This window comes from Deinococcus misasensis DSM 22328, from assembly GCF_000745915.1.
GTDB lineage: Bacteria > Deinococcota > Deinococci > Deinococcales > Deinococcaceae > Deinococcus_C > Deinococcus_C misasensis.
Genome location: NZ_JQKG01000034.1, coordinates 18,376 through 40,727 on the forward strand (window position 1 = coordinate 18,376; position 22,352 = coordinate 40,727).

At 54.7% G+C, this 22,352-nt stretch carries 21 protein-coding genes and 4 tRNA genes; 19 read left to right on the plus strand and 6 right to left on the minus strand.

Annotated elements, in window-relative coordinates:
• The first annotated feature begins 62 nt into the window (after positions 1–62).
• From Q371_RS17450 to Q371_RS17460, 3 genes are all read left to right on the plus strand, one after another.
• Positions 63–1,676, plus strand: a complete 1,614-nt coding sequence (locus tag Q371_RS17450; RefSeq protein ID WP_034342684.1) for a PASTA domain-containing protein — start codon at positions 63–65, stop codon at positions 1,674–1,676.
• A gap of 131 nt (positions 1,677–1,807) precedes the next feature.
• Entirely contained in the window at positions 1,808–2,932 is a 1,125-nt protein-coding gene (locus Q371_RS17455) for a cysteine desulfurase family protein (protein WP_034342686.1), read from the plus strand.
• Between the two features lie 112 nt (positions 2,933–3,044).
• Positions 3,045–3,389, plus strand: coding sequence for a c-type cytochrome (locus tag Q371_RS17460; RefSeq protein WP_051964702.1), 345 nt, complete (start codon positions 3,045–3,047; stop codon positions 3,387–3,389).
• A 143-nt stretch (positions 3,390–3,532) separates the two neighbouring features.
• On the opposite strand, the gene Q371_RS17465 is transcribed toward Q371_RS17460, so the two are convergent.
• The 4 genes from Q371_RS17465 to Q371_RS17480 all read right to left on the minus strand — a co-directional run bounded on the left by Q371_RS17465 (position 3,533) and on the right by Q371_RS17480 (position 3,987).
• Positions 3,533–3,609 (minus strand) — tRNA-Asp (locus tag Q371_RS17465).
• Positions 3,610–3,614: 5 nt separating this feature from the next.
• Positions 3,615–3,698: transfer RNA gene (locus Q371_RS17470), tRNA-Ser, on the minus strand.
• A gap of 59 nt (positions 3,699–3,757) precedes the next feature.
• Positions 3,758–3,842 (minus strand) — tRNA-Tyr (locus tag Q371_RS17475).
• A 71-nt stretch (positions 3,843–3,913) separates the two neighbouring features.
• Positions 3,914–3,987: transfer RNA gene (locus Q371_RS17480), tRNA-Gln, on the minus strand.
• 154 nt (positions 3,988–4,141) lie between these two features.
• On the opposite strand from Q371_RS17480, the gene nucS reads away from it, so the two are divergent.
• From nucS to Q371_RS25935, 10 genes are all read left to right on the plus strand, one after another.
• Entirely contained in the window at positions 4,142–4,894 is a 753-nt protein-coding gene (nucS, locus tag Q371_RS17485) for an endonuclease NucS (protein ID WP_034342688.1), read from the plus strand.
• Positions 4,895–5,091: 197 nt separating this feature from the next.
• Positions 5,092–5,745 carry a GntR family transcriptional regulator gene (locus tag Q371_RS17490; protein ID WP_034342690.1) on the plus strand — a complete coding sequence of 218 codons (654 nt, stop codon included), beginning with the start codon at positions 5,092–5,094 and terminating at the stop codon, positions 5,743–5,745.
• Between the two features lie 64 nt (positions 5,746–5,809).
• Positions 5,810–6,748, plus strand: coding sequence for a proline dehydrogenase family protein (locus Q371_RS17495; protein WP_034342692.1), 939 nt, complete (start codon positions 5,810–5,812; stop codon positions 6,746–6,748).
• 78 nt (positions 6,749–6,826) lie between these two features.
• On the plus strand, positions 6,827–8,377 hold the full coding sequence (gene pruA / locus Q371_RS17500) for an L-glutamate gamma-semialdehyde dehydrogenase (RefSeq protein ID WP_034342694.1): 1,551 nt from the start codon (positions 6,827–6,829) through the stop codon (positions 8,375–8,377).
• A 128-nt stretch (positions 8,378–8,505) separates the two neighbouring features.
• Positions 8,506–9,549 (plus strand): zinc-dependent alcohol dehydrogenase family protein, encoded by a 1,044-nt coding sequence (locus Q371_RS17505; RefSeq protein ID WP_034342696.1) that lies wholly within the window; start codon positions 8,506–8,508, stop codon positions 9,547–9,549.
• Positions 9,550–9,635: 86 nt separating this feature from the next.
• Entirely contained in the window at positions 9,636–10,424 is a 789-nt protein-coding gene (locus Q371_RS17510; protein WP_051964704.1) for a phosphotransferase family protein, read from the plus strand.
• Positions 10,425–10,625: 201 nt separating this feature from the next.
• The gene (upp, locus tag Q371_RS17515) at positions 10,626–11,249 is read left to right on the plus strand and encodes a uracil phosphoribosyltransferase (RefSeq protein ID WP_034342698.1); all 624 of its coding nucleotides are present in this window, start codon (positions 10,626–10,628) and stop codon (positions 11,247–11,249) included.
• A gap of 5 nt (positions 11,250–11,254) precedes the next feature.
• Entirely contained in the window at positions 11,255–12,373 is a 1,119-nt protein-coding gene (locus tag Q371_RS17520; RefSeq protein WP_245618367.1) for a glycosyltransferase family 4 protein, read from the plus strand.
• Positions 12,373–13,512 (plus strand): non-hydrolyzing UDP-N-acetylglucosamine 2-epimerase, encoded by a 1,140-nt coding sequence (wecB, locus tag Q371_RS17525; protein WP_157442781.1) that lies wholly within the window; start codon positions 12,373–12,375, stop codon positions 13,510–13,512. Before Q371_RS17520 ends, wecB begins: the two co-directional genes overlap by 1 nt.
• Positions 13,513–13,704: 192 nt before the next feature.
• On the plus strand, positions 13,705–16,284 hold the full coding sequence (locus Q371_RS25935) for a bifunctional diguanylate cyclase/phosphodiesterase (RefSeq protein WP_051964706.1): 2,580 nt from the start codon (positions 13,705–13,707) through the stop codon (positions 16,282–16,284).
• Positions 16,285–16,287: 3 nt separating this feature from the next.
• Here Q371_RS25935 and Q371_RS17535 read toward each other — a convergent pair whose 3' ends face one another.
• Positions 16,288–16,881, minus strand: coding sequence for an NUDIX hydrolase (locus Q371_RS17535; protein WP_051964708.1), 594 nt, complete (start codon positions 16,879–16,881; stop codon positions 16,288–16,290).
• Between the two features lie 108 nt (positions 16,882–16,989).
• Here Q371_RS17535 and Q371_RS17540 point away from each other — a divergent pair, with 108 nt between their 5' ends.
• Positions 16,990–17,877, plus strand: a complete 888-nt coding sequence (locus tag Q371_RS17540; RefSeq protein WP_169743879.1) for a diacylglycerol/lipid kinase family protein — start codon at positions 16,990–16,992, stop codon at positions 17,875–17,877.
• Between the two features lie 16 nt (positions 17,878–17,893).
• Here the strand turns inward: Q371_RS17540 and Q371_RS17545 are convergent, their stop codons facing one another.
• On the minus strand, positions 17,894–18,802 hold the full coding sequence (locus tag Q371_RS17545) for a phosphodiester glycosidase family protein (protein WP_034342747.1): 909 nt from the start codon (positions 18,800–18,802) through the stop codon (positions 17,894–17,896).
• Positions 18,803–19,082: 280 nt separating this feature from the next.
• Here Q371_RS17545 and Q371_RS17550 point away from each other — a divergent pair, with 280 nt between their 5' ends.
• The 5 genes from Q371_RS17550 (at position 19,083) to Q371_RS17570 (ending at position 22,157) form a co-directional block, all read left to right on the plus strand.
• On the plus strand, positions 19,083–20,036 hold the full coding sequence (locus Q371_RS17550) for a helix-turn-helix transcriptional regulator (protein ID WP_169743880.1): 954 nt from the start codon (positions 19,083–19,085) through the stop codon (positions 20,034–20,036).
• Between the two features lie 42 nt (positions 20,037–20,078).
• Positions 20,079–20,585: a DinB family protein gene (locus Q371_RS17555; protein WP_051964710.1), complete on the plus strand. Its 507-nt coding sequence runs from the start codon at positions 20,079–20,081 to the stop codon at positions 20,583–20,585.
• 68 nt (positions 20,586–20,653) lie between these two features.
• Positions 20,654–21,175 (plus strand): DinB family protein, encoded by a 522-nt coding sequence (locus Q371_RS17560; protein WP_034342704.1) that lies wholly within the window; start codon positions 20,654–20,656, stop codon positions 21,173–21,175.
• A gap of 101 nt (positions 21,176–21,276) precedes the next feature.
• The gene (locus Q371_RS17565) at positions 21,277–21,963 is read left to right on the plus strand and encodes a nucleotidyltransferase family protein (RefSeq protein ID WP_034342706.1); all 687 of its coding nucleotides are present in this window, start codon (positions 21,277–21,279) and stop codon (positions 21,961–21,963) included.
• Positions 21,963–22,157, plus strand: a complete 195-nt coding sequence (locus tag Q371_RS17570; RefSeq protein ID WP_034342707.1) for a hypothetical protein — start codon at positions 21,963–21,965, stop codon at positions 22,155–22,157. Before Q371_RS17565 ends, Q371_RS17570 begins: the two co-directional genes overlap by 1 nt.
• The last annotated feature ends 195 nt before the right edge of the window (positions 22,158–22,352 follow it).

Below are 22,352 nucleotides of genomic sequence, written 5' to 3' on the forward strand. Positions count from 1 at the left end.
GGAAACTTCATTAGACTCCCTTAACCAGAGCTTTCCATTTCGAACGTATACTGTAGGGCAGCATGGGCCGCATTGACGGAAAATACGAAATTGTTCAGGAACTTTCCAAAGAAACCCACTCGACACTCTATGAGGCCACTGCGCCTGGTGGCGAGCTGGTGCGGGTCGATTGGTTCACCATCGTGGACCCCAGCACCCGAACCCTGTTCCTGAAGTACCGCACTGCCCTGAAAGGCAGTGAAAGCCCCTTGCTGCTGGATGTGGTGTCCAAACCCGGAGCCTACTACACGGTCTGGAAAACCACCGAAGCAGACCCCATCGAAAATTTTCTGAATGCCACCGTCAAAGATGTGGCAGCAGTGGAAGCCCTGATCACTCTGGTGCAGGTGCTCACCGAACAAGGTTTTGCTGTTCAAGATGCAGACATTGCCCTTCTTGAAGGCAAACCGGTTCTGAAAGGTCTGAAATTTCAGGACCGTCCCATCGAAGAAGTGCAGCGCCTGAATGCCGACTTCCTGAAGCCTTTGCAGAGCTCCAAAGTCCGGCCCACCAAAACCCCAAAAACCAGAGCCCCCCGTCCTCCGGGCCGTCGTTTGACCGTGTGGGGATGGTTGCCCGGTCTGTTGTTCCTGACGCTGGCAGGATACGTCACCAGCAATGCCACCAGAGAATACCTCAATCCTCCGGTGTTGCAGGTTCCAGACGTGACCGGAAAAAACATCACGCAGGCCGCCGAACAGATGGTGGATGCTGGTTTCCGTGTGGCTGTGGTCGATGGAGAAGAACCCGGTGTGGGCATTGGAACGGTCATCGAGCAGGACCACAAAGGAGGCACCAACCTGCACGTCAACCGTCTGGTGACCCTGACCGTCAACAACCCCCCACCCCTGAGCGTTCCCAAAATCACCGACATGACCGTCGGAGAGGCCACGCGCACCCTGCAAGAGGTGGGTCTGAAAGTGGGCACTGTCACCACCTCCCCACCCAACGATTTGACCCTGCCCAAAGGGTCCATCATCGCTCAGGACCCCGAGCCCGGAACGCAAGTGGGCAAGGGAAGCACCATCAACATCCTGATCTCTGGTGGGAAGAGGGTCAAAGAAACCTTCCTGCCCACCCTCAAAGGCATGACCTTCGAGCAGGCCAAATCAGAGGTGGAAAAAGCCGGTCTGGTTCTCAACAAAGTCGAGAGGGTCACCAGCGAAGACCCCGAGGGACTGGTGATCCGCCAGATTCCCGAGGAGTACAAAAAAGTGCCTGTGGGATCGCCTGTGACCATTTACGTGTCCAGAGCCCCTCTGGCCAATCCTCCAGTGAACAACAACCCTCAGGTGCCTGTGGGACCCATTCCCCAACCGGAACCTGAGCCCACCCCTCAGGACAATGGCGTCACCAACGAAAATGGCAATGGGGGTCAGACCGAACAACCTGCTCCCACGGAGCAGACTGAACCTTCCTCGGGTGAAGCCACCTTGTTGCAGTTCCCCTACACTTTTCCGAGTGACCTTGGACAGGGTGTGGCAGAACTCCGTGTTCAGGATGAGGAAGGCGAAAGAACCCTCCTGAAAGCCCCGGATGCTGCAGGCATGACCGCAGAAATCGAAGTCGAGGTCAAAGGCAACGCGGTGTTCAACCTGTATCTGGATGGCCAACTGGTGAGCAGTTTCGAGCGCTGATTCACCCGTTTTCAAACCCAGCACGGCCTTCTTTGAACAAGAGGGCCGTTTCTTGTTGAAGGCACAGATGGATTTGGTGGATGTTCTCTGCTCCCTTTTTGAAGTGTCTCCTTGTATTACACTGTGCCTGTATGCAAGCCTATCTGGATTATGCCGCCACCACCCCCATGGGAAAAGCCGCTCTGGACGCCTACCAGAGGGCCGCACAGGTGCTGGGAAATGCCAGCAGTGTGCACCGTGCTGGACAACACGCCCGGGAACTGCTGGAAGAAGGCCGTGCCCTGCTCGCAGAGGCCATCCATGCCCACCCTCTGGAAGTGATCCTCAACTCTGGAGGCACCGAAGCGGACAACCATGTGTTCTGGAGCGTGTCCCAGCAATTTGAAAAAGGGCACATCATCACCTCCAGCATTGAACACAGTGCGGTGCTGGCCCCAGCCCGTTTTCTGGAAGCCTCTGGGCGTTTTGAAGTGACCTACCTTGCTCCAGACCGGTATGGTCGCATCCACCCCGAGCAGGTCAAAGAAGCTCTCCGCAACGACACCGTGCTGGTTTCGATCATGAATGCCAACAATGAAGTGGGGAGCGTGCAGGACATCCGCACCATCGCTGAAATGGCCAGAGCAAAAGGGGCTCTGGTCCACACCGATGCCGTGCAGTCTCTGGGGGTTCTGCCTGTGGATGTGCACCTCTGGGGTGTGGACTTTGCTTCGTTCAGTGCCCACAAGTTTTATGGTCCCACAGGCGTTGGAATGCTTTATGTGCGACGGGGTCTGGAATTGGTCCCCCACATGATGGCAGGTCATCAGGAAAAAGGTTTCCGTGGAGGCACCCACAACGTCACAGGGGTTTACGCTGCAGGTGTGGCCGCCCGAGAAGCAGCCCTCAAACAGCCAGAGACCCACGACAGACTGGCTTTCCTCAAAGAAAAGTTGCAAGCCGGGCTCTCCGAGGTGGAGGGGGTGACCTTCAACCATGCCCCGGATTCCAGCCCCAAAGTCCTGTCTGCAACGGTACATGGAGCAGATGGTGAAGCCCTTTTGATGAACCTCGACCTTGAAGGGGTGTATGTGTCTGCAGGCAGCGCATGTGCCGCTGGAACCATGCAGGCCAGCCATGTGCTCCTTGCCCTCGGGCTTCCAGAGGAAGATGCCAAATCCAGCTTGCGGTTCAGTCTGGGACAGGGGGTCACCGAAGAAGAGATTGCTTTTGCGGTCTCTGGGTTCAAAGCAGCCGTGTCCAGAAGCCGATTTTGACCGGGCAAAAAGTCCCGCAGATTCAAGGGTTTTGTGCCACAAAAGGGGATTTTTGCCCCTGTGAGCCCAATTTGTGAATCAGGTAACATGGAGTTCACAAGGAGGTGAATTCATGCGCAAAACCGTATTCGTGATGCTGGCTCTGGCCAGTGGTCTGGCCCTCGCTGCCGATCCCAAAGGCAAAGCCGCCAGTGGCAAGACCATCTACACCGCCACCTGTCAGGGCTGCCACGGCGACAAAGCCCAGGGTATGGTCGGTCCCAAACTGGCCGGTGTGGTCTCCAAATGGAAATTTGCAGACTTCAAAAAGACCCTGCAAAAAGGAGTCAATCCTTCAGGCAAAAATCTGGCACCCACCATGCCCAGATATGAAAAAATGCCTTTCGTGGGCTCCACCAAGCCACCCACCGATCAGCAGATTGCTGACGTGCTGGCTTACATCAAGACCCTCAAATAATTCTGCTGAACGGCCATCCCGAAGCTCTGGTGTTTCGGGGTGGTTTTTGTTGTCTGGTTTGCCAGTTACAGAAGGCAGAAAGCCAAGGGCAGAAGAGCTTTGGGAGAACACATGAAAATTCCCCGAATTTCTCCGGGGTGTTCTGGCGGACAATACCGGATTCGAACCGGTGACCCTCACCCTGACAAGGTGCCGAGCTGATCCACTGCTCCAATTGTCCACAAGCGGATGGTGAAGGATTCGAACCTCCGGGGCATGACACCCTGCTGGTTAGCAACCAGCCTCAATCGGCCACTCTGACAACCATCCATGATCAAAACCATCGAAAATTGAAAAATGACCCTCCAACCTGCACCCTTGAATGGCTCTGGTGGTGATGGCAGGATTCGAACCTGCAATGCTTTCAAGCGTCTGATTTACAGTCAGGTGTCCTGCCAGATGGACTTCATCACCTTGCCAATCAGACAAGATGTGCCCAGAGCAGGTTGTTTGAGGAACAAAAAAAGCCGATCCCCGAGGGTCTTTGGCACGGGAGTAAGGATTCGAACCTTAACTGTCTGAGTCAGAGTCAGATGTCCTGCCGTTAGACGACTCCCGTAAGCACAGGGATCAGCTTAGCTGATTCTAAGGCTTGTTCCATCCGCTGTAAAGCGCAGGTGAGAAGGCTTAAGGAGAGGGGAGAGGATGGGCCATTTGGGGGAGGGCGGAGGGGGCCTTCCCCTTTCCCGCCCACCTTGTGTACAGTGTGGCCCATGATTGTCGGCCTTGTGCATCAGCCTACTGCTTCGGATTTGCTGTCTTTTCTGGTGTCCCACCTGCACTCTGGAAAACTGGTTCAACTGGTGGGGGAGTGTGAAATCAGTTATGCCGGACGGGCAGCCAGTTATGCTGAGGCTGGAAATTATCTGGTGATCGTCAAGCCAGATGGCAGCATTCAGGTGCAGGGGGCCAGAGGGGTGAAGCCTGTGAACTGGCAGCCCAAAACCGATCACATTTCGGCTGCTCTGGAGGCAGGGATGGTGGTCCTGACCGCTGAACGGAACAGCCCTCCAGAGGTGGTGCGTGTGGTGTGCCTCGATCCGCACCTGATTTTTGCGGCAGAGTTTTCTTCAGAGTACGGCTTTGTGCTGTCTGGGTCAGAGGCAGAGATGCGCAAAACCCTGCGCCAGAAACCAGATTGCATGGAAGAAGGATTGAAAATTCTGGAAGAAGAACTGCTCACCGATGCAGGAGGCGTGGATCTGTTCGCCAGAGATGCTTGTGGTCGTCTGGTGGTGATTGAACTCAAGCGGGCCAGAGCCACCCATGAGGCGGTGTTTCAATTGGACCGCTACGTCAAACTCACCCGAGAGCAGACGGGGCAGCAGGTGCGAGGGTTGCTGGTGGCCCCCTCCATCACCTTTCCTGCGCTGGAAAGGCTGCAAGCTCTGGGTTTGGAGTTCTGTGAAATGACAGCCTTGCCTGTGCTGGAAGAAGATGCGCAACTGGGTTTGTTTGATTTCTAGGATTTGATTCAAAGTTTTTTCTGCAAAGGTCCTGCATGGACCTTTTTTGTTTTGTGCAGTTCGAAAGTTTGAATAATTTTTCATGAAAGGTGTCTAGAACACTAGATTTTACCGAAATGCCCTGAATCTTTATTGGTTATACTTGCATAGATCACCGATTTACAGACCAACACAAAAAACTGTATATTGTATACAATATGAACTTTGAGCGCCCCCAGCTGATTCGTGACGAGATCTATCAACTGCTCCGCCACCAGATTCTTTCCGGTGGCATCCAGCCCGGTTCGCGCATCGCAGAAATCGAACTCTGTGAGCGGTTTGGCGTGTCGCGCACCCCCATCCGTGAAGCCATCCAGCGTCTGGTGCAAGAAGGCATGCTGGAAGCCAACGCCAACAAGAGCGTGCGGGTCCGGGTGCTCTCTGCCGAAGAGGCCCGCCAGAGCTACGAGGTCCGTGAAGCTCTGGACGGACTGGCCGCAGAACTGGCTGCCCAGAATTACACCGAAGAGGATGCAGCCAGCCTGAAAGCCGCTCTTCACGACCTCAAACAGGACCGTGACGATTACAAAGAGCAGACCCGTCTGGACCTGCTGTTTCACCGCAAGATTGCGCTGGCCAGCCACAACCAGATGCTGGTGCAGTCCCTCAACAACCTCGAACACACGGTGGCCATCATCAAGCACATGACCGGCACCTACAACCTCATGCCCGAGACCACCGTGCAGCACGAAGCTATTCTGGATGCCATTCTGGAGCGCAATTCCAAAGAGGCTTCCCGTCTGGCCCGTGACCATGTGCGTTTCTTCGGGGATCTGGTGGTGCAGCAACTGCAGGAAATGACCCGCAACTGAAATCACTGAAATCCTTTGGGGCCGCTCAAAGTTCATAGGCCGCAGGGATTTTTTGGAGGTAGGAATGGATATCAACCAGGTGTACCGCAACACGGTTCTCAGTGTCGCCAACAACAAAACCGTGCAGGACCTTGTCAAACAGCGTGCATGGAGTGTCGCAAAACGTTTTGTGGCTGGAGAAGAACGTCAGGCTGCCATTCAGGCGGTCAAAGAACTGGAAAACATGGGTGTGCACGGCATTCTGGATTTGCTCGGGGAGTTCGTGGACACCGAAGCCAAAGCCAATGAATTCGCCGAAGAAATTTTGCAACTTCTGGACGCCTGCGAAGGTCAGGGTTTCCCCATTTATGTGGCCATCAAACTGTCCAGTGTGGGCCAGAGCATCACCCTTGCAAACGGTGAAAACCTTGGAATGGTCAATGCCAGACGGATTTTGAAGCGTGCTCAGGAATTGGGCGGCTTTGTGGCTCTGGACATGGAAGACCATCCTCTGGTGGACATCACCCTCCAGCAGTTCAGAACTTTGGTCAACGAGTTTGGCAACAAAACCGTGGGCACCGTGCTGCAAGCCTACCTGTACCGCAGCGAGCAGGACCGTGCTTCTCTGGACGATCTGCAACCCAACCTGCGCATTGTGAAAGGGGCCTATCTCGAACCCGAGTCTGTGGCTTACCCCAACAAGCGCGATGTGGATTTGCAATACCGCCGTCTGGTGTACCAGCACCTGAAAGCCGGAAATTACTGCTGCGTGGCCACCCACGACGAAAGCATCATCGAAGACGTGAAGCGCTTTGTGCAAATGAACAACATCCCCAACAGCCAGTTTGAGTTCCAACTGCTGTATGGAATCCGCCGTGACGTGCAAACCCAGTTGGCCAAAGAAGGCTACACCGTGCGCGCCTACACCCCTTATGGTCGCGACTGGTACGCCTATTTCAGCCGCCGCATTGCCGAACGTCCTTCCAACGTGATGTTTGTGCTGCGCGGAATGATGAAAGGCTGATCGCTTTTTTCTCAAATATTGTATACAATATCCAGTATACAGTTTGACCCCGAGCTTTCCCCTGAAGGAGCCCCTGACATGCTGAAAATTGGACCTTTCCAGACCGAATCTTTCGTAGACTTCACCAAACCCGAGAACCAGAAAGCCTATCAGGACGCCCTGCAAAAAGTGCGCTCTGAACTGGGCAAAACCGTGCCCCTGATCATCAACGGCGAACGCATTTTCACCGAAGACAAAATCACCTCCATCAACCCCTGTGACACGCAGGAAGTGGTGGGTTACTCTGCCAAAGCCACCATCGAGCACGCTGAAAAGGCCCTGCAAGGCGCATGGGAAGCCTTTGCATGGTGGAAAAACTGGACCATAGACGCCCGTGCCCGCATTCTGGTGAAAGCCGCCAAACTGCTGCGCGACCGCCGTCTGGAATTCAACGCCCTGATGACCCTGGAATCCGGCAAAAACTACGCCGAAGCCGATGTGGAAACCGCAGAAGCCATCGACTTCCTGGAGTACTACGCCCGTCAGGCCGACAAGTACGTCCACCCTGCCGAAACCTTCCCTTACCCCAACGAGGAAAACGAACTCCACTGGATTCCTCTGGGCGTGGGTGTCTCCATCAGCCCATGGAACTTCCCTCTGGCCATCTTTGCAGGGATGCTGACCGCACCCATCGTGGTGGGCAACACCATCATCGTGAAACCCGCCGAAGACACCAGCCTGATTGCTGCCAAATTCATTGACCTCTTGATCGAAGCCGGTTTGCCCGCAGGTGTGGTGCAGTTCCTGCCCGGCATTGGCGAAGAGGTGGGCGACCATCTGGTCAAGCACCCCAAAACCCGCTTCATCACCTTCACCGGTTCCAGAGCCGTGGGCCTCTACATCCACGCCGAAGCCGCCAAGGTGGTCAAAGGCCAGAAGTGGATCAAGCGCACCATCATGGAACTCGGGGGCAAAGACGCCCTGATCGTGGATGAAACCGCCGATCTGGACAACGCTGCCCTGTCTGCTGTGCAAAGTGCTTTCGGCTTCAACGGCCAAAAGTGCAGCGCCATGAGCCGACTGATTCTGGTGGACAGCATCCACGATGAAGTGCTCTCCAAAGTGGTGGAGCGCACCAGAGCCCTGACCGTGGGCAATGCCGAAACCAACAGCAACGTCACCGCCGTGGTCAACGACGAGTCTTTCGACAAGATCCAGAAGTACATCGAAATCGGCAAAACCGAAGGCAAACTGGAAACCGGCGGAGAAGTGGACGGCAGCAAAGGCTACTTTGTGCAGCCCACCATCTTCTCGGGAGTGGATGCCCACGCCCGCATTGCACAGGAAGAAATCTTCGGACCTGTGGTGGCTGTGATTCGCGCCCGCGATTTTGACCATGCTCTGGAAATTGCCAACAGCACCGACTACGGTCTGACCGGCGGCGTGTGCTCCCGCGACCGTGCCCGTCTGGAAAAAGCCCGGGCCGAATTTGAAGTGGGCAACCTCTACTTCAACCGCAAGATCACTGGTGCTCTGGTGGGCGTGCAGCCTTTCGGTGGCTACAACATGAGCGGCACAGACTCCAAAGCAGGTGGCCCTGACTACCTTGCCAACTTCCTGCAACTGAAAACCGTCTGCGAACGGTTCTGAACCCCCTGACTGTCGCTTTGCTTCAGCCTGTCCCCCTGAAAAGGGGGATTTTTGTTTGTTGTTGGTCTGCGGCATTTCAAGCTTGCGGTTGTCTGTAAACTGTGGACTGTAAACTGTAAACTCCCCTTATGAAAGCCGTCCTCTTCCATGCCTTCAAAACCCGCCCAGAGTTCACCGATGTCCCTGATCCCATTGCAGTGCCAGATGGTGTGGTTTTGAAAGTGGAAGCCACCGGAGTGTGCCGCAGCGACTGGCACGGATGGATGGGCCATGACAAAGACATTGTGCTCCCCCATGTCCCCGGGCATGAACTGGCCGGAACCGTGGTCGAGGTCGGCAAAAACATCCGCAATTTCAGGGTGGGGGACCGGGTCACCCTGCCTTTTGTGTGCGGATGTGGACACTGTTCGGAATGCCGCTCGGGAAACCAGCAGGTGTGTGAGCAGCAGTTTCAACCCGGCTTCACCCACTGGGGCTCTTTTGCCGAGTACGTAGGCATCCATTACGCAGACCAGAATCTGGTGCACCTCCCAGAGCACATGGATTTTGTGACGGCGGCCAGCCTGGGATGCCGCTTCGCCACCTCATTCAGAGCTGTGGTTCATCAAGGTCGGGTCAGAGCAGGAGAGTGGGTCGCTGTGCATGGCTGTGGAGGGGTGGGCCTCTCTGCGATCATGATTGCCAGAGCGCTTGGGGCTCTGGTGGTGGCCATCGACATCGATGACCAGAAACTGGAATTTGCCCGTTCACTGGGGGCAGATGTGACCCTCAACAGCAAAACCACGCCAGAGGTGGTGAAGGCCATCAAAGACCTGACCCAAGGGGGTGCCCATGTGTCGCTGGACGCTCTGGGGCACACCTCCACCTGCTTCAATTCCATTGCTTGCTTGAGAGCCAGAGGCCGTCATGTTCAGGTGGGCCTGATGCTGGCAGAACACCAGCATCCACCCCTTCCCATGGATCAAGTGATTGCCAGAGAGCTGGAAATTTACGGCTCACACGGCATGCAGGCCCATGCTTATCCTGAAATGCTGCGCATGATTGAGCAGGGCCTTTTGCAGCCTGACCTCTTGATTGGCCGCAAAATCACCCTGCAGGAAAGCATCGATGCCCTGACCCAGATGGACACCTTCTCTGGGACAGGTGTGACGGTGGTGGACCGGTTCGTTTGATGGACACAGATGCAGGCTTTGTGTGTTGTCGGGCAATGTTTAGTGTACCTGCTACATTTTTGTGTCCACTCGGGTAAAATAAGAGGGTGCTTACGGAACTTTCACAACGTTATGGTGCCCTCGAATTCATTCAGGAGAGTAAGCACAGCCTGACGTACCGCACCGATCAGTTTGTCCTCAAGCTGTACCGCGAAAAAAACCAACTGGAACCTGAAACCGAAAACCTTCGGCGGGTGGGCCTCGGGCACCTGATCCACGAAGTGCAAAACACCCCAGAGGGGGATTTGCTGGTCACCCACCGCTTTCCCGGTCTGCCCGTCACGGCCCGGACACTGCGCAGTGCTTTGCCCGGCCTCAAGGCTTTTCTGGACACGGTTCATGCCCGGAAATCCGACCATAGGGTCAATGTGCAGTCCATTGTTCGCAAAGTGCAGCAGTTTCAGGACATCCGGGATCCCGAGAACGATTTCCTCTTTCAGATTCTGGAACGTGCCCTTTCCGCAGGCACACTGGAAACCACCACCGCGTTCTGCCACATGGACCTCTGGAGCAACAACATTCTGGTGACCGACCATGCAGAAGTGCTGGTCATCGACTGGGTGCGTGCCCGTTTCGATGATCCCATGCGTGACCTTGCCCTTCTGAAAGCGGGAACCCTTGACCTCCTCCCCGAGGAAGAGGCTTTGCAGGCGGCTCTGGCTTACGTCAAAACCCCTGCTGAGCAAGAACGGTTCACAGCGTATCTGGCATTCACTTACCTGAACGACCTGCACTGGATTCCCAGAAATACACCTCACACGGTCCCTACGGAAATTCCATTCAAACTGGAACGGGCCAGACATGCTCTGGGAATGCTGAGCAGCAAAGGGGTTTAGAGCTTCACAGCCGAGGGCACATTTTGCTGTTTAAAGCTTCTGTACAACAGGCCAAGAACCCCAGTTGTGTTGGAATCCATCAGGGTTTGTCTCCAAACTGCATTGAACCCTGTGACCGAACAAGCCCTCGGCTCTGGGCACTTGGCCTCACTTCTGCAAACCTGAAATTCCCTCACACCTACCTGTTATGATGAACAGGATATGGTCACTGTGGTCACACACCCCCTGGTACAACACAAATTGACGCTCCTCAGAGATGTCCAAACTGGAGTCAAAGACTTCCGTGAACTGGCTTCTGAAATCTCCACCCTGATGGCCTACGAAGCCACCAGAGATCTGGAACTGGAGAACGTCAAGGTTCAAACCCCCATCACTGAAGACGATTTCCCGGTGCTCTCGGGCAAGAAATTGGCCCTGATTGCCATTCTGCGTGCAGGCCTGATCATGGCCGATGCGATTGTCAAACTGATCCCTGCGGCCAAGGTGGGCCACATTGGTCTGTACCGTGATCCCGAGACCCTCAAGCCTGTGGAGTACTACGTCAAACTGCCTCAGGACATTTCTGAACGGCGGATTTTTGTGCTGGACCCCATGCTGGCCACCGGAGGCAGTGCCATTGATGCCATCCGCACCTTGCAGGCCAGAGGGGCACAGAACATCAAATTGATGAGCATTCTGGCCGCCCCAGAGGGCATCCGTGCCGTTGAAGAAGCCTGTCCCGATGTGGACATTGTGGTGGCCGCCATCGATTCCCATCTCAACGACCATGGGTACATCGTTCCCGGTCTGGGAGATGCCGGAGACCGCATTTACGGGACCAAGTGATTTGAGTGCTGGAATTTTTGCAGCAACTGGGCATCGCTGATCCTTTTGGCAAAGGACCCATCAGTGTTCTGCTGACTTTTCTGGTGGCGTGGTTTTTGACCCAGCGCTTCATGCCCAGAGTGCGCGAATTTGCCATCAAGGTCGGATGGGCGGACATGCCCAACGAACGGCGCCTCAACAAAGAGCCTCTTCCCAATGCGGGTGGTCTGGCCATTTTTGGTGGGTTCATTGCTTCGATTGTGGTTGCATGGGCGTTGCGCCCCATCCTGATTGAGCACCTGCAAGTTCAAGTGCTTGCCATTTTGCTGGGTGGGGCTTTGCTGGCTTTCACTGGCTTCATTGATGACCAGTTTGAGTTGCCCCCCTTGTTTCGCATGGTGGTGCAACTGGTTGCTGCTGCACTGCTGGTGGTGAATGGTCTGCACATTGATCTGGGTGTGGTTCCGTGGTTTCAGAACCTGCTTGGAGACAGCATCGGGATCTGGAACATCATCATCACTCTGGGATGGATCATCGGGATCACCAATGCGGTCAACCTCATGGATGGGGTGGATGGTGTTGCTGGAGGCATCGGATTCATTGCCTCCATGGTTCTGATTGCCGTCAGTGCGCAGTCCCCTGACCGTGCTGCTGCTGTGATCATTCTGGCGGGCTTGGCCGGAGCAGTGCTGGGCTACCTGAGGTACAACTTCAACCCGAGCCAGATCATCATGGGCGACACTGGTGCCTACCTGATCGGGTACACGCTGGCTGCAGTGGCTTTGCTGGGCACCCTGCCTGAAAGCCAGAACCCTTCCCTGATTGCCCCCTTCCTGTTTCTGGCCTTGCCCATTCTGGACACCACACAGGTGTTCATTGGACGGATTCGCAAAGGCAAGAACCCCCTCAAACCAGACAAAACCCACCTGCACCACCGTTTGCTGCAGCGCACAGGCAGTGCCCGCACCACTTCGGTGATCATCTGGGGCATCACCCTGACCCTGAACGTGATTGGCATGATTGCACAGGGGATTTCCCCTCTGGTGATTGCCATCACCGTGCTGGTGATTGCCGGTGCTCTGGGCTGGGTGGCGTACCGCCGGGTGCGCGCCCTGAAGAAAGACAAAGAAAGGACCCTCAACTGATGCGTGTTGTCGTTGCCTTTGGCACCCGTCCCGAGGCCACCAAAATGGCCCCGGTGTATCAGGCTTTGCAAAACCAATCGGGCATCACCCCTTTGATGCTGGTCACCGGACAGCACCGCCAGCAACTCGACGATGCTCTGGCGGTGTTCGGCCTGACGCCAGACGCCGATCTGGATGTGATGACCGAGCGCCAGACCCTGCCCGGTCTGGTGGCCAAAATTGTCCCTGCTGCTGCGCAGAAACTCAAGGAAATGCAGGCAGACTATGTCCTGGTCCACGGAGACACCACCACCACATTCTGTGTGGCTCTGGCGGCTTTTCTGGAAGGCATTCCGGTGGGTCACGTGGAGGCCGGTTTGCGCAGTGGCAGCATGAAAGAGCCTTTTCCAGAGGAGGCCAACCGCAAGCTCACCGATGTGCTGACCGATCTGGATTTTGCCCCCACTTTTTTAAGCCGTGACAACCTGCTCAAAGAAGGCAAGAATCCCTCTGGCATCATCGTGACCGGACAGACGGCAGTGGATGCCGTGCGTCAGGTGGCGGCCCGTGCAGGTTTGCGTCCAGAGTGGCAGAACAAGAAACTGGTGGCCATCACCATGCACCGCCGCGAAAACCTGCCGGTGATGTCTGATCTGGCAGGGGTGCTGAGAAAAGTGGCTCTGGCTTTCCCGGACCATCACTTTGTTTACCCGGTCCACTTGAATCCTGCTGTCCGTGAAGCGGTTTATCCGGTGCTGTCGGGTTTGCCCAACATGGAATTGACGGAGCCCCTCAACTATGCAGACATGGCTGCCCTGATGCAGGCCAGTGTGCTCCTGATCACCGACAGCGGAGGCTTGCAAGAAGAGGGTGCTGCTCTGGGGGTTCCTGTGGCGGTTTTGCGCAACGTCACCGAGCGTCCAGAGGGTCTGGAGGCTGGAGTCCTCAAACTGGCAGGGACCGAACCAGAGGCCTGTTACAATGTGCTCTCAGGTTTGCTGTCCAACCCAGAGCTGTTGCAGCACATGAGCACCCGTCCCAATCCTTATGGTGATGGTCTGGCCAGTGAACGCATTGCCCGTTCAGTGGCCTGGAGGCTGGGCCTTGCCAGCAAACCCGAAGATTGGGATTCACAGCTTGAGGGATTGCCCTCTGTTTGATGTGCAATGACCCCATCACTTGAGATCAGGGAAATCCCTAGGCATAAATCAGGGATCTTCCTGATCCTCACAGATTCAGCAGCAAACCCTAGCATACTGTAAGTATGCCTTTTTGCTCTCCCTTCAAATCCCTGTCTTCGGGACAGATTTGAAGGGCTTTTTCTTGTTGATCGACTTCACAGGAGCATCCAGATGAATCAGGGAATCCTCAAAGCCAAATGGTTCACCGCCATTGCTGTGTTGCTGGTGATGGTGGTGGGCGGTGTGATGGTGACACTGTCTGAAAAACAAACGTTCGAGGTGAACCGTCGCATTGCACAGCAACGTGCAGATGAACAAATCCGCCTTTTGCAACACGAACTGGAGGGTTCACTTTCTGCGGTTCTGGCCCTTTCTTCGGTGGTGCGTCAAAACCGTGGAAAAATCGATGATTTTCATCCTCTGGCTGAAGAAATGTTGCAGGTTTATCGGGGAATCCGGGCCTTGCAGCTTGCTCCAGATGGCATCATCCGACACATCCACCCCTACCAGAACAACGATGCTGCTTTTGGTCTGAACCTCATGACCGATGAGCGCAGCAAAGTGTCCTCCAAGCAGGCGCTGGAAACCCGAAAACTGACCCTTGTGGGGCCTTTGAATTTGATTCAGGGCGGGCAAGGTTTGGTGGGGCGGCATCCTGTTTATCTTCAAGATGGAAATTTCTGGGGTTTTGCACAGGTGGTGCTGGATTTGCCTCAATTGTTGGCCATCAGCAACCTGAACCATCTGGCAAAAGAAGGGTACAATTACCGCCTGTCTTTTCAAAACCCCAACACCGGTCTGCGAGAAACCATTGCAGGATCAGGAGGTTCCTTTGCCCAGAGCCCTCTGGGTATTCCCATGGCGGTTCCCAATGGCACATGGTTGTTGCAAATTGCTCCAGTGCAGGGCTGGTTGAATTACACCACCATTTTGCTCAAAAGCATGTTTGTGATGGCCCTCTCTGGACTTGTGGGATTGCTGGTCTGGTTGATTTTGCGTCAACCCATCCGCCTCACCCAGATTGTCCACGAACGCACCCAGGAACTTGGAGAATCACTGGCCCTTCTGGAAGCGATTTTTGATGCCACCAGTGATGCCATGGTGGTGGTGGACAACAGTGGCCGCATGGTCACCTGCAACACCCAGTTTTTGATGCTCTGGGACATCTCTCGTGTGGATTTGCAAAACTATGGCAATGTGGCTTTGCGTCACCCCAGCATTCTTGGCCAGATTGGCGATGCTGAAGAGTTCCGCAAAGTGCTTCAAGAGTCCATGCGGTCTCCAGAGCGCACCCAGAGTGACCTCATGCATCTGGAATCAGGAAAGGCCCTGGAGTACACCGCCAGACCTTATTACTTGCATGGGCAAATTCGAGGCAAACTCTGGGCTTTTCAGGATGTCACCCAGCGCAGGCGGGCCGAAGAAAGGGTCAGGACCCTTGCTTACTATGACCGCCTCACCCTTTTGCCCAACCGGGCCTATCTGGAGGAAAACGGTCCGCGACTTTTGCAAGACGTGGTCCTGACTGGCAACACGATGGCGTTTCTGCTTCTTGACCTTGACAACTTCAAAACCATCAACGATTCTCTGGGTCCCACTGTGGGCGACAGGGTGCTCCATTATCTCGGTCAGCGCCTCCAGCACGTGCTCTCAAGTCAGGACCTGCTGGTGCACCTCAACGGAGATGAGTTTGTGGTGCTGCTGCGTCAAGCCTCGTCCCTGAAGGTGCAAGAGTGCATTCAGGACATTCTGAACGTGGCCAGAGAGCCTTTCACCATCGAGGGAAAACCTTTGCTGGTGACGGTCAGCATTGGTGTGGTGTTTTTCCCGCAGGATGGCACAGACCTGGACACCCTCATGCGCAATGCAGACACCGCGATGCATCAGGCGAAAGCTGTGGGCAGAAACACCCATCAGGTGTTCACCCCCGAGATGAGCCTCGCTGCCACCGAGCGCTTGCAGGTGGAAACCGACTTGCGACAGGCCATTGAACGGGGCGAATTTGTGGTGTTTTACCAGCCGATTCTGGACACCCGAACCGGTGAGTGTGTTGCCGCCGAAGCCCTGATCCGCTGGATTCACCCCGAGAAAGGGATGGTTCCACCCATCAAATTCATTCCCACAGCCGAATCCACGGGCCTGATCCTTCCCCTCGGACGCTGGATCCTCAATGAAGTGTGCCGCCAGAACCACGAATGGCGGGAAAATGGACTCCCCATGGTGCCGATTGGGGTGAACTTTTCAGCATTGCAGTTCAGGCAAAACGATGTGCTGGAAACCATTCAGGAAGCTCTGGAACGCTTTGATTTGCCTGCCCAGTACCTGCAGGTGGAACTCACCGAAAGTCTGGTCATGCAGGATGTGGAAAACACCACCCAGACCCTCTATGACCTGAGCCGGCTCGGGGTGATGGCGGCCATCGACGATTTCGGGACCGGGTATTCCAGTCTGGCTTACCTCAAGCGCTTTCCCATCCGCAAAATCAAAATTGACCGCTCGTTTGTGCGGGACCTCACCCATGATCCTGACGACCAGATTCTGGTGAAAGCCATGATCGATCTGGCCCGCAACATGCACCTGCAAGTGGTGGCCGAAGGGGTCGAGGATGAGCAGCAGTACCAGTTGCTGCGTGAACTTGGGTGCCATGAAATTCAGGGCTACCTGATCAGCCGTCCGGTTCCTGCCCGAGAGTTCCAACAATTCTTGACCCAGTCTGCTCTGGCTCCAGAGTTCAAAAAACGCTTTCAATGATGGTCATGGCAAGGGGGCCAACAACTGCTGGCGCACCGCAGGAAAAACCTCAGGGTGCTGAATCAGGTGCATGCCTGCGGCCCAGAGGGCAGCACGGTGCATGATCTGAATCTCGGGCAGAAGTGCAGAGGTGCCCAGAAAAAGCTCCCTGAAGGGCACCTTGACGACTCTGGTACCTTCCACGGCGTCCAGCACACTGTCCTGTAAAGGTTCTGCGTCCAATCCCAGAAAAGTGGAAACCGAATGGGTCTGGCTTGCAGGGTTCACATCTCCCTCCAGCACTTGCACCAGAACAGAAGCCTGATGCCCGGTTTCTTCCAGCAACTCACGGTGTGCAGCTTCCAGAGGGGTGAGGTCGGTGGGTTCAACCCCTCCTGCAGGCAGACCATGCACCACTTTTGCCACGGCATGACGGTATTGCTGCACCAGAATGCAGTCTCCTTCAGGGGTGAGGGCCACCACATTCACCCATGGGGTGCCTTCCAGCACATAGTAAGGATCAACGGTGTGTCCTGCTGGGGTGATGCAGCGGTCCACACGCAAAGTCAAAAAGCGGTCTTTCATCAACACTCGGGAAGATTCAATGGTCCATTTCATGGGGATCTCCTGTCAAAAATTGGGGTGTTGCAGTGGATTTTTCACCCACAGGTTAATCAAGGGCCAGATTTGAAATGTGAAGTTTGCTGCTGTGCTATGTTGGTTTCCATGCTCCGCCTGATTGTCAATCCGAATGCCTCCAGAGGCCACCTTGAAGACAAACTTCCTGCTTTGCTGTCTGCCTTGCGCCTCAAAGGGTTCACCTACACCCAGCACATCACCCACAAACCCGAGGAGGTTTTCGAGGTGGCTCAAGGTTGGGACCCCATCAACGATACCTTGCTGGCTGTGGGCGGAGATGGCACGGTGCAATCTGTGGCCCGATTGGCCATTCAGAAGGGTTTTCGCATGGGGATTGTGCCGTTTGGGAGTGCCAACGATTTTGCCAGTTGCCTCGGATGGAGCACCAGACCCGAGGATGCCCTGCGCCGACTTTCAGAAACCGTGACCCCTGTGGACCTCGGTTTGATGGATGGAAATCACCTGTTTGTGAACGGTCTGGGCATGGGTTTTGATGCTCTGGCGGGAAAACTCAGCTATGATGCGCCCAAACAACTTACGGGCATGCCCCGTTACGGGTGGGCGGTGGCCAAGGGCTTGCGGCAAATGGAGAACCTGCAGGTCCAGATCATTGCAGATGGTCGAGAAATCTATTCAGGCAAATCCTTTCTGGTGTCCATCATGAATTCCACCCGCTATGGAGGGGGTTTCAAAGTGGCCCCTCAAGCGCACCCTGCAGACGGTCTCTTGGATGTGGTGATTGGCAAGGAAATCAGCAAGCCCGTTCTGGCCGGAGTGCTGCCTCTGGTTTTGATGGGCCAGCACACCGCTTTGCCTTATGTGATCATTGCAAGGGCCAGAGAGGTCACGGTGCGCTGGGAAAAACCACAAGTGTGCCATCTGGACGGCGAGATGCTCCCAGACTGCACAGAATGCCATGTGCAGGTTCAGCCATCGGTCCTGCAACTGCAAGGCCGTCTGAACGCTTACACCTGAACTGGGGGCGGAAATTTCAGCCTTTCTGGCCCACAAAAACCCCAATGCCAAAAGACAGGGCTCTGGCCGGAGGCACAATCAGTTTGCGGTCCCAGACCAGTCCAGCACTGGATCCTCCATCCAGCAGGATCACCTCTCTGGCTTTCATTTTTTGCATGATTTTGCCGACCTCTGCAAGGCTGAGTTCCTGAGGACTGGTCATGAAGATCAGGTACTCGTTGTTGACCAGACCCACAGCACTGCGTTTGGCCCTTCCCCAGACGGCTGGATCGCGGTATCCTTCCACTCTGGGTTGAACCACCAGACGGCCATTCTGAACCACATGGGGTCCTGTGGCAATCACTGTTTCATACCCCTTCCATGACCCGGTGTTGTGGTGGATGCGGGCTTTGTTGTCAGGTGTCACCGAAAGCGCAGTCTGAATGCGCCCATAAGCCAGTTGCCTTCCCTGAACCACCAGGTCTCCAGCAGGCATGTAAGACTGTGGATGAAAATAGCCTCCATTGATCGCAGCGATCAGATTGGGCCTCTGGGCCAGATACCCGAGCTTTGCGCCTCCCCGGCCCAGACCGATGCTGGGCAGCAATGGACGCACTTTGACCCCTTTGTGGGCCAGATTGACGTGTACAGCGTAAACCGGCACCTTCAACACTTTTTTGGTCGACAGGGCGACTGCAAAAGGCAAAGGCGGATTTCTCTTGACCACCGTTTGAACATTTGCCAGTTTCAATTTTTGACCTGAGTAGATGGTGTCGCTTTTCAAACGGTTGAGCTTCTTGATCTGCTCCACCGAAATTTTGGATTTCTGAGAGATGCTCCAGAGGGTGTCCCCCCGTTTGACGGTGTAAAAAGAGGCTGCCTGAGACTGGCCCAGTGCACCCAGCACGACGAAAGACCACAAAAGACGCTGGAGACGTTGATGCATGGTTCCCCCCGGTTTCAGCATCCACTTGGAATTCTTTCTTGCTGAAACGAGTTTGATGATAGGGAAAACTCGGGTGTGTAACCCTTGGAGAAGGTAAATGCAGCTTTATGTACCGTTGAATTTAAAATCAGGGTTTATGTTTAATTTAGGCAAGTGTGTCAAATTGTTTTTTGTGTTTTTAAACGATTTTTGGGTTTTTAAAGAGCTTTTTCGTCTGGCAGGGTTTATTGAAGGTCATGGAATCTGAGTGTGGAATGCAGGGCATGGAATAATGCAGGGCATGGACCGCCTCACCCGTTTGCTTGGCCTGCTGACCCTTCTGATGGGCACCGAAAGAACCACGGCCGCTGAACTGGCCCACAGGTTTTCGGTGTCCAAACGCACCATTTACCGGGACATTCAAATTCTGGAAGAAGCTGGAATTCCTGTGGTGTTGTTCCCCGGAAAAAGTGGAGGCATTGGAATCATGGAAGGGTATGCTCTGGACCGCACCATCCTCAGCCAGAGTGAAATCGCCAACCTGATGCGCTTGCTGAACAGTTTTGTGCAATTGCCCATGGGCATGGATCAGGCCCAGATTTACGAGAAACTTCAGTTGCTTTTTTGCAAAAACCATCCAGAGGGGCAACCCACAGGTTGGCAGGAAATCGTGATTGACCACACCTCATGGAATTCCAGAACTGTGGATTTGCAGAAACATGAACTGCTGCTTCAAGCCATTCGGAAACGTCAGAAAGTGCAGTTTCAATACCACAAACCGACCCGTGATCGTCCCGAGGAACGCACAGTGGAGCCGTATTCTTTGATTTTGAAAACAGGTTACTGGTATCTGCTGGGCTTCTGTCACAGTCGGCAGGATTTCAGGCAATTTCGTTTCAGCAGAATGGGGCAGTTGCAAGCTTTGCAGGAGGGTTTCATGCCCAGAGAGGTGCCTCAGGAAATGCTGAACATTCAGGAGAACTGGTTCAGGCACAGTCCACCCATCGAGGTTCAATTTGCCGTGGACCGTGAGGCCATCCCCAGAATCACCGAATGGTTCGGCGTGGATGCCCTGAAGCAACAGGAGGACCGGCGGGCCATTTTTGCGTTTTCAGCTCCAGAGGATGAATGGCTTTATGGCCTCTTGTTGCAGCTCGGGGATCAGGTGGAGGTGCTTTCGCCTCCCCATTTGCGTGATGTTATTTGCAAAAAAGCTTTAAAGGTTTATGAGCGGTACCAAAAGTTGACACCCTGATGTCACACCTCACAGGTACAGTGAATTCAGAGAGGAAAAACCATGACACAACAACTGAATTTCACTGCATCACCCAGCAAAGACATGCTGCACCATCTTTTTCACACAGGTTCTTTCATGAATCCAGCCTCTTTGCTGGACGGCCTCACACCAGAGCAGGCCTCTACCCGCCCTGAAAGCATGCCTCACTCTGTCGCAGAGGTGGTCGCTCACGCCAACTTCTGGCTGAACTGGATTCTGAACATTTCCAGAGGCGGGACCCCCATTCCCACACCCCACGCCACCGTGGGCTGGCCTGAAGTGTCCCAGGAAGGCTGGGAGACCTTGAAGCAAGACTTCCTGATGGCCATCTCAGCGCACCAGACGTTCACACAGGCAGAATTGGACCGCCCCCTCTTTGAACAGCCCCATTATGGCTGGGAGAAACACTCTGTGGGCTCTGCACTTGCCGACATTGCCCTCCACACCGCCCATCACCTTGGGCAAGTGGTGAGCATCCGGCAAGCCCTCAAACTGTGGCCCCCACCCTCTGGCCCTTACACCTGGTAAAACCCCTCAATCCTGTCCATCAAAACCTGTTTTCCCATTTCGCCCACCTTTCATTCAAGGAGGTTCCCATGACTGTTGCCACAGAAACCCACACCCTGCCCCTTCGCCAATTGCTTTTCAAGGATCTGGAACAGGAATTTGCCACCACCCGCAAGTTTCTGGAGCGCGTTCCCATGGAGCAAGCAGAATTCAAACCCCACCCAAAGAGCTTCAGTCTGTTGCACCTCGCCAACCACCTGGCCGGCTTTCCCAGTTGGGGACTGGACACCCTGAAGGTGGATGTTCTGGACTTCCAGAGTGATGGCACGCCCCCCAAACCCCTCGGCACCCGCGAAGAACTGCTGGAACACTTTGATCGCACTTTGCTGGAATTCAAAGAGACTTTGAACCAGAGCTCAGACGAACACCTCAACTTCGTCTGGACCATGAAGTCTGGGGATCAGGTGTTCATGCACCAGCCGCGCCATGAGGTGCTCAGAAATGGCATCATCAGCCACATGGTGCACCACCGTGCACAACTCGGGGTGTATTTCAGGTTGCTCGGCCTTCCTGTGCCCACGTCTTACGGTCCCACCGCAGACGAATTCTGAATCTGGCTTGCATCTTGATGGTCCTCCGAAAGGAGGACTTTTTTCAGCTTTCCTGCCAGTCCCGAGCGTTTTCTCATCTTGTGGATTAAACTGAGAAAGCAATGAAGAAGGCAGAGTACCAGAGCCTTGCTGAATCAGCAGGTTTACACCGTTATTTTCAGACCAGCTGGGAACTCTACTGGAATTATGGCAGAGGCCCAACCCCCAAACAGCACCCAGAGGACCTCATTGAAGCGTATTACACCGCCCGTGACCTCTCTGGGATGTTCAGGCACAAAATAGAGGACATCTCGGAAACCCTCAGGGTGCGCACCTCCATGCGACCTCAGGGCATCAAAAGTCCGAGCCGGATTCTGGAGAAGATGAAATCCCATCCTGTGGGAAAACGTCGGGTGCCCAACGACATCCTTGGCAGCAAACTGACCTGCAAAAGCATCCAGAGCATGTACGAGGTGGCCTCCAAACTGCCCAACTACATTGAAGTGGTGCATTTCTCGGATCGGGTGATCCGGCCCCACCAGTCGGGCTACCGGGACCTGCAATTTCTGGTGATGGTGGATCAGGAAAGCCAGCACATCGCCGAAGTCAAAATTGTGCACGAGCAACTGGACGCCCTCGACCAGTACGAACACCGCATCTACGAAATCACCCGAGAGATCACCGCCGAGTTTCGCAGCAAAGAACTCTCTCCGGTACAGCAGCGCATCCTTGAAGAATTGGCCCGTGCAAGTGATAGTCTATATGCCTGGCTCTGGAAAGACATCCTGAGCAGGGAAGAACACCTCTGATGCGCTACTACCTGTACGGACACACCCCTGTCAAACTGGAACCCACCACCTCAGGAGGACTCAAGGTGCTGGTGTTCAACCAGAAAACCCGCAGTTTTGATCTGGATTGCAGCCTGTATCCTGCCATTCTTTTTGGCAGGGGAGAGGACATCCGGCAAATCGATGAGGCCGAGTTCAAATCCCTGACGGCCTGAGCCCCAAAGTCAAATGCCCGAGGTGAATGCCTCGGGCGTTCTTCATTTGGCGTCAAATCCATGGATGATTATGCAGAAAAAAACTGTAAATTATGTTATTATTGAATTCAAGTTCTGCAGTTGTTTTCACCAGCAGAAGGTGTGCGAGGTTGTTCACCTTCTGACAGCACTTTACGGTTCAAAGATCATCTTTCC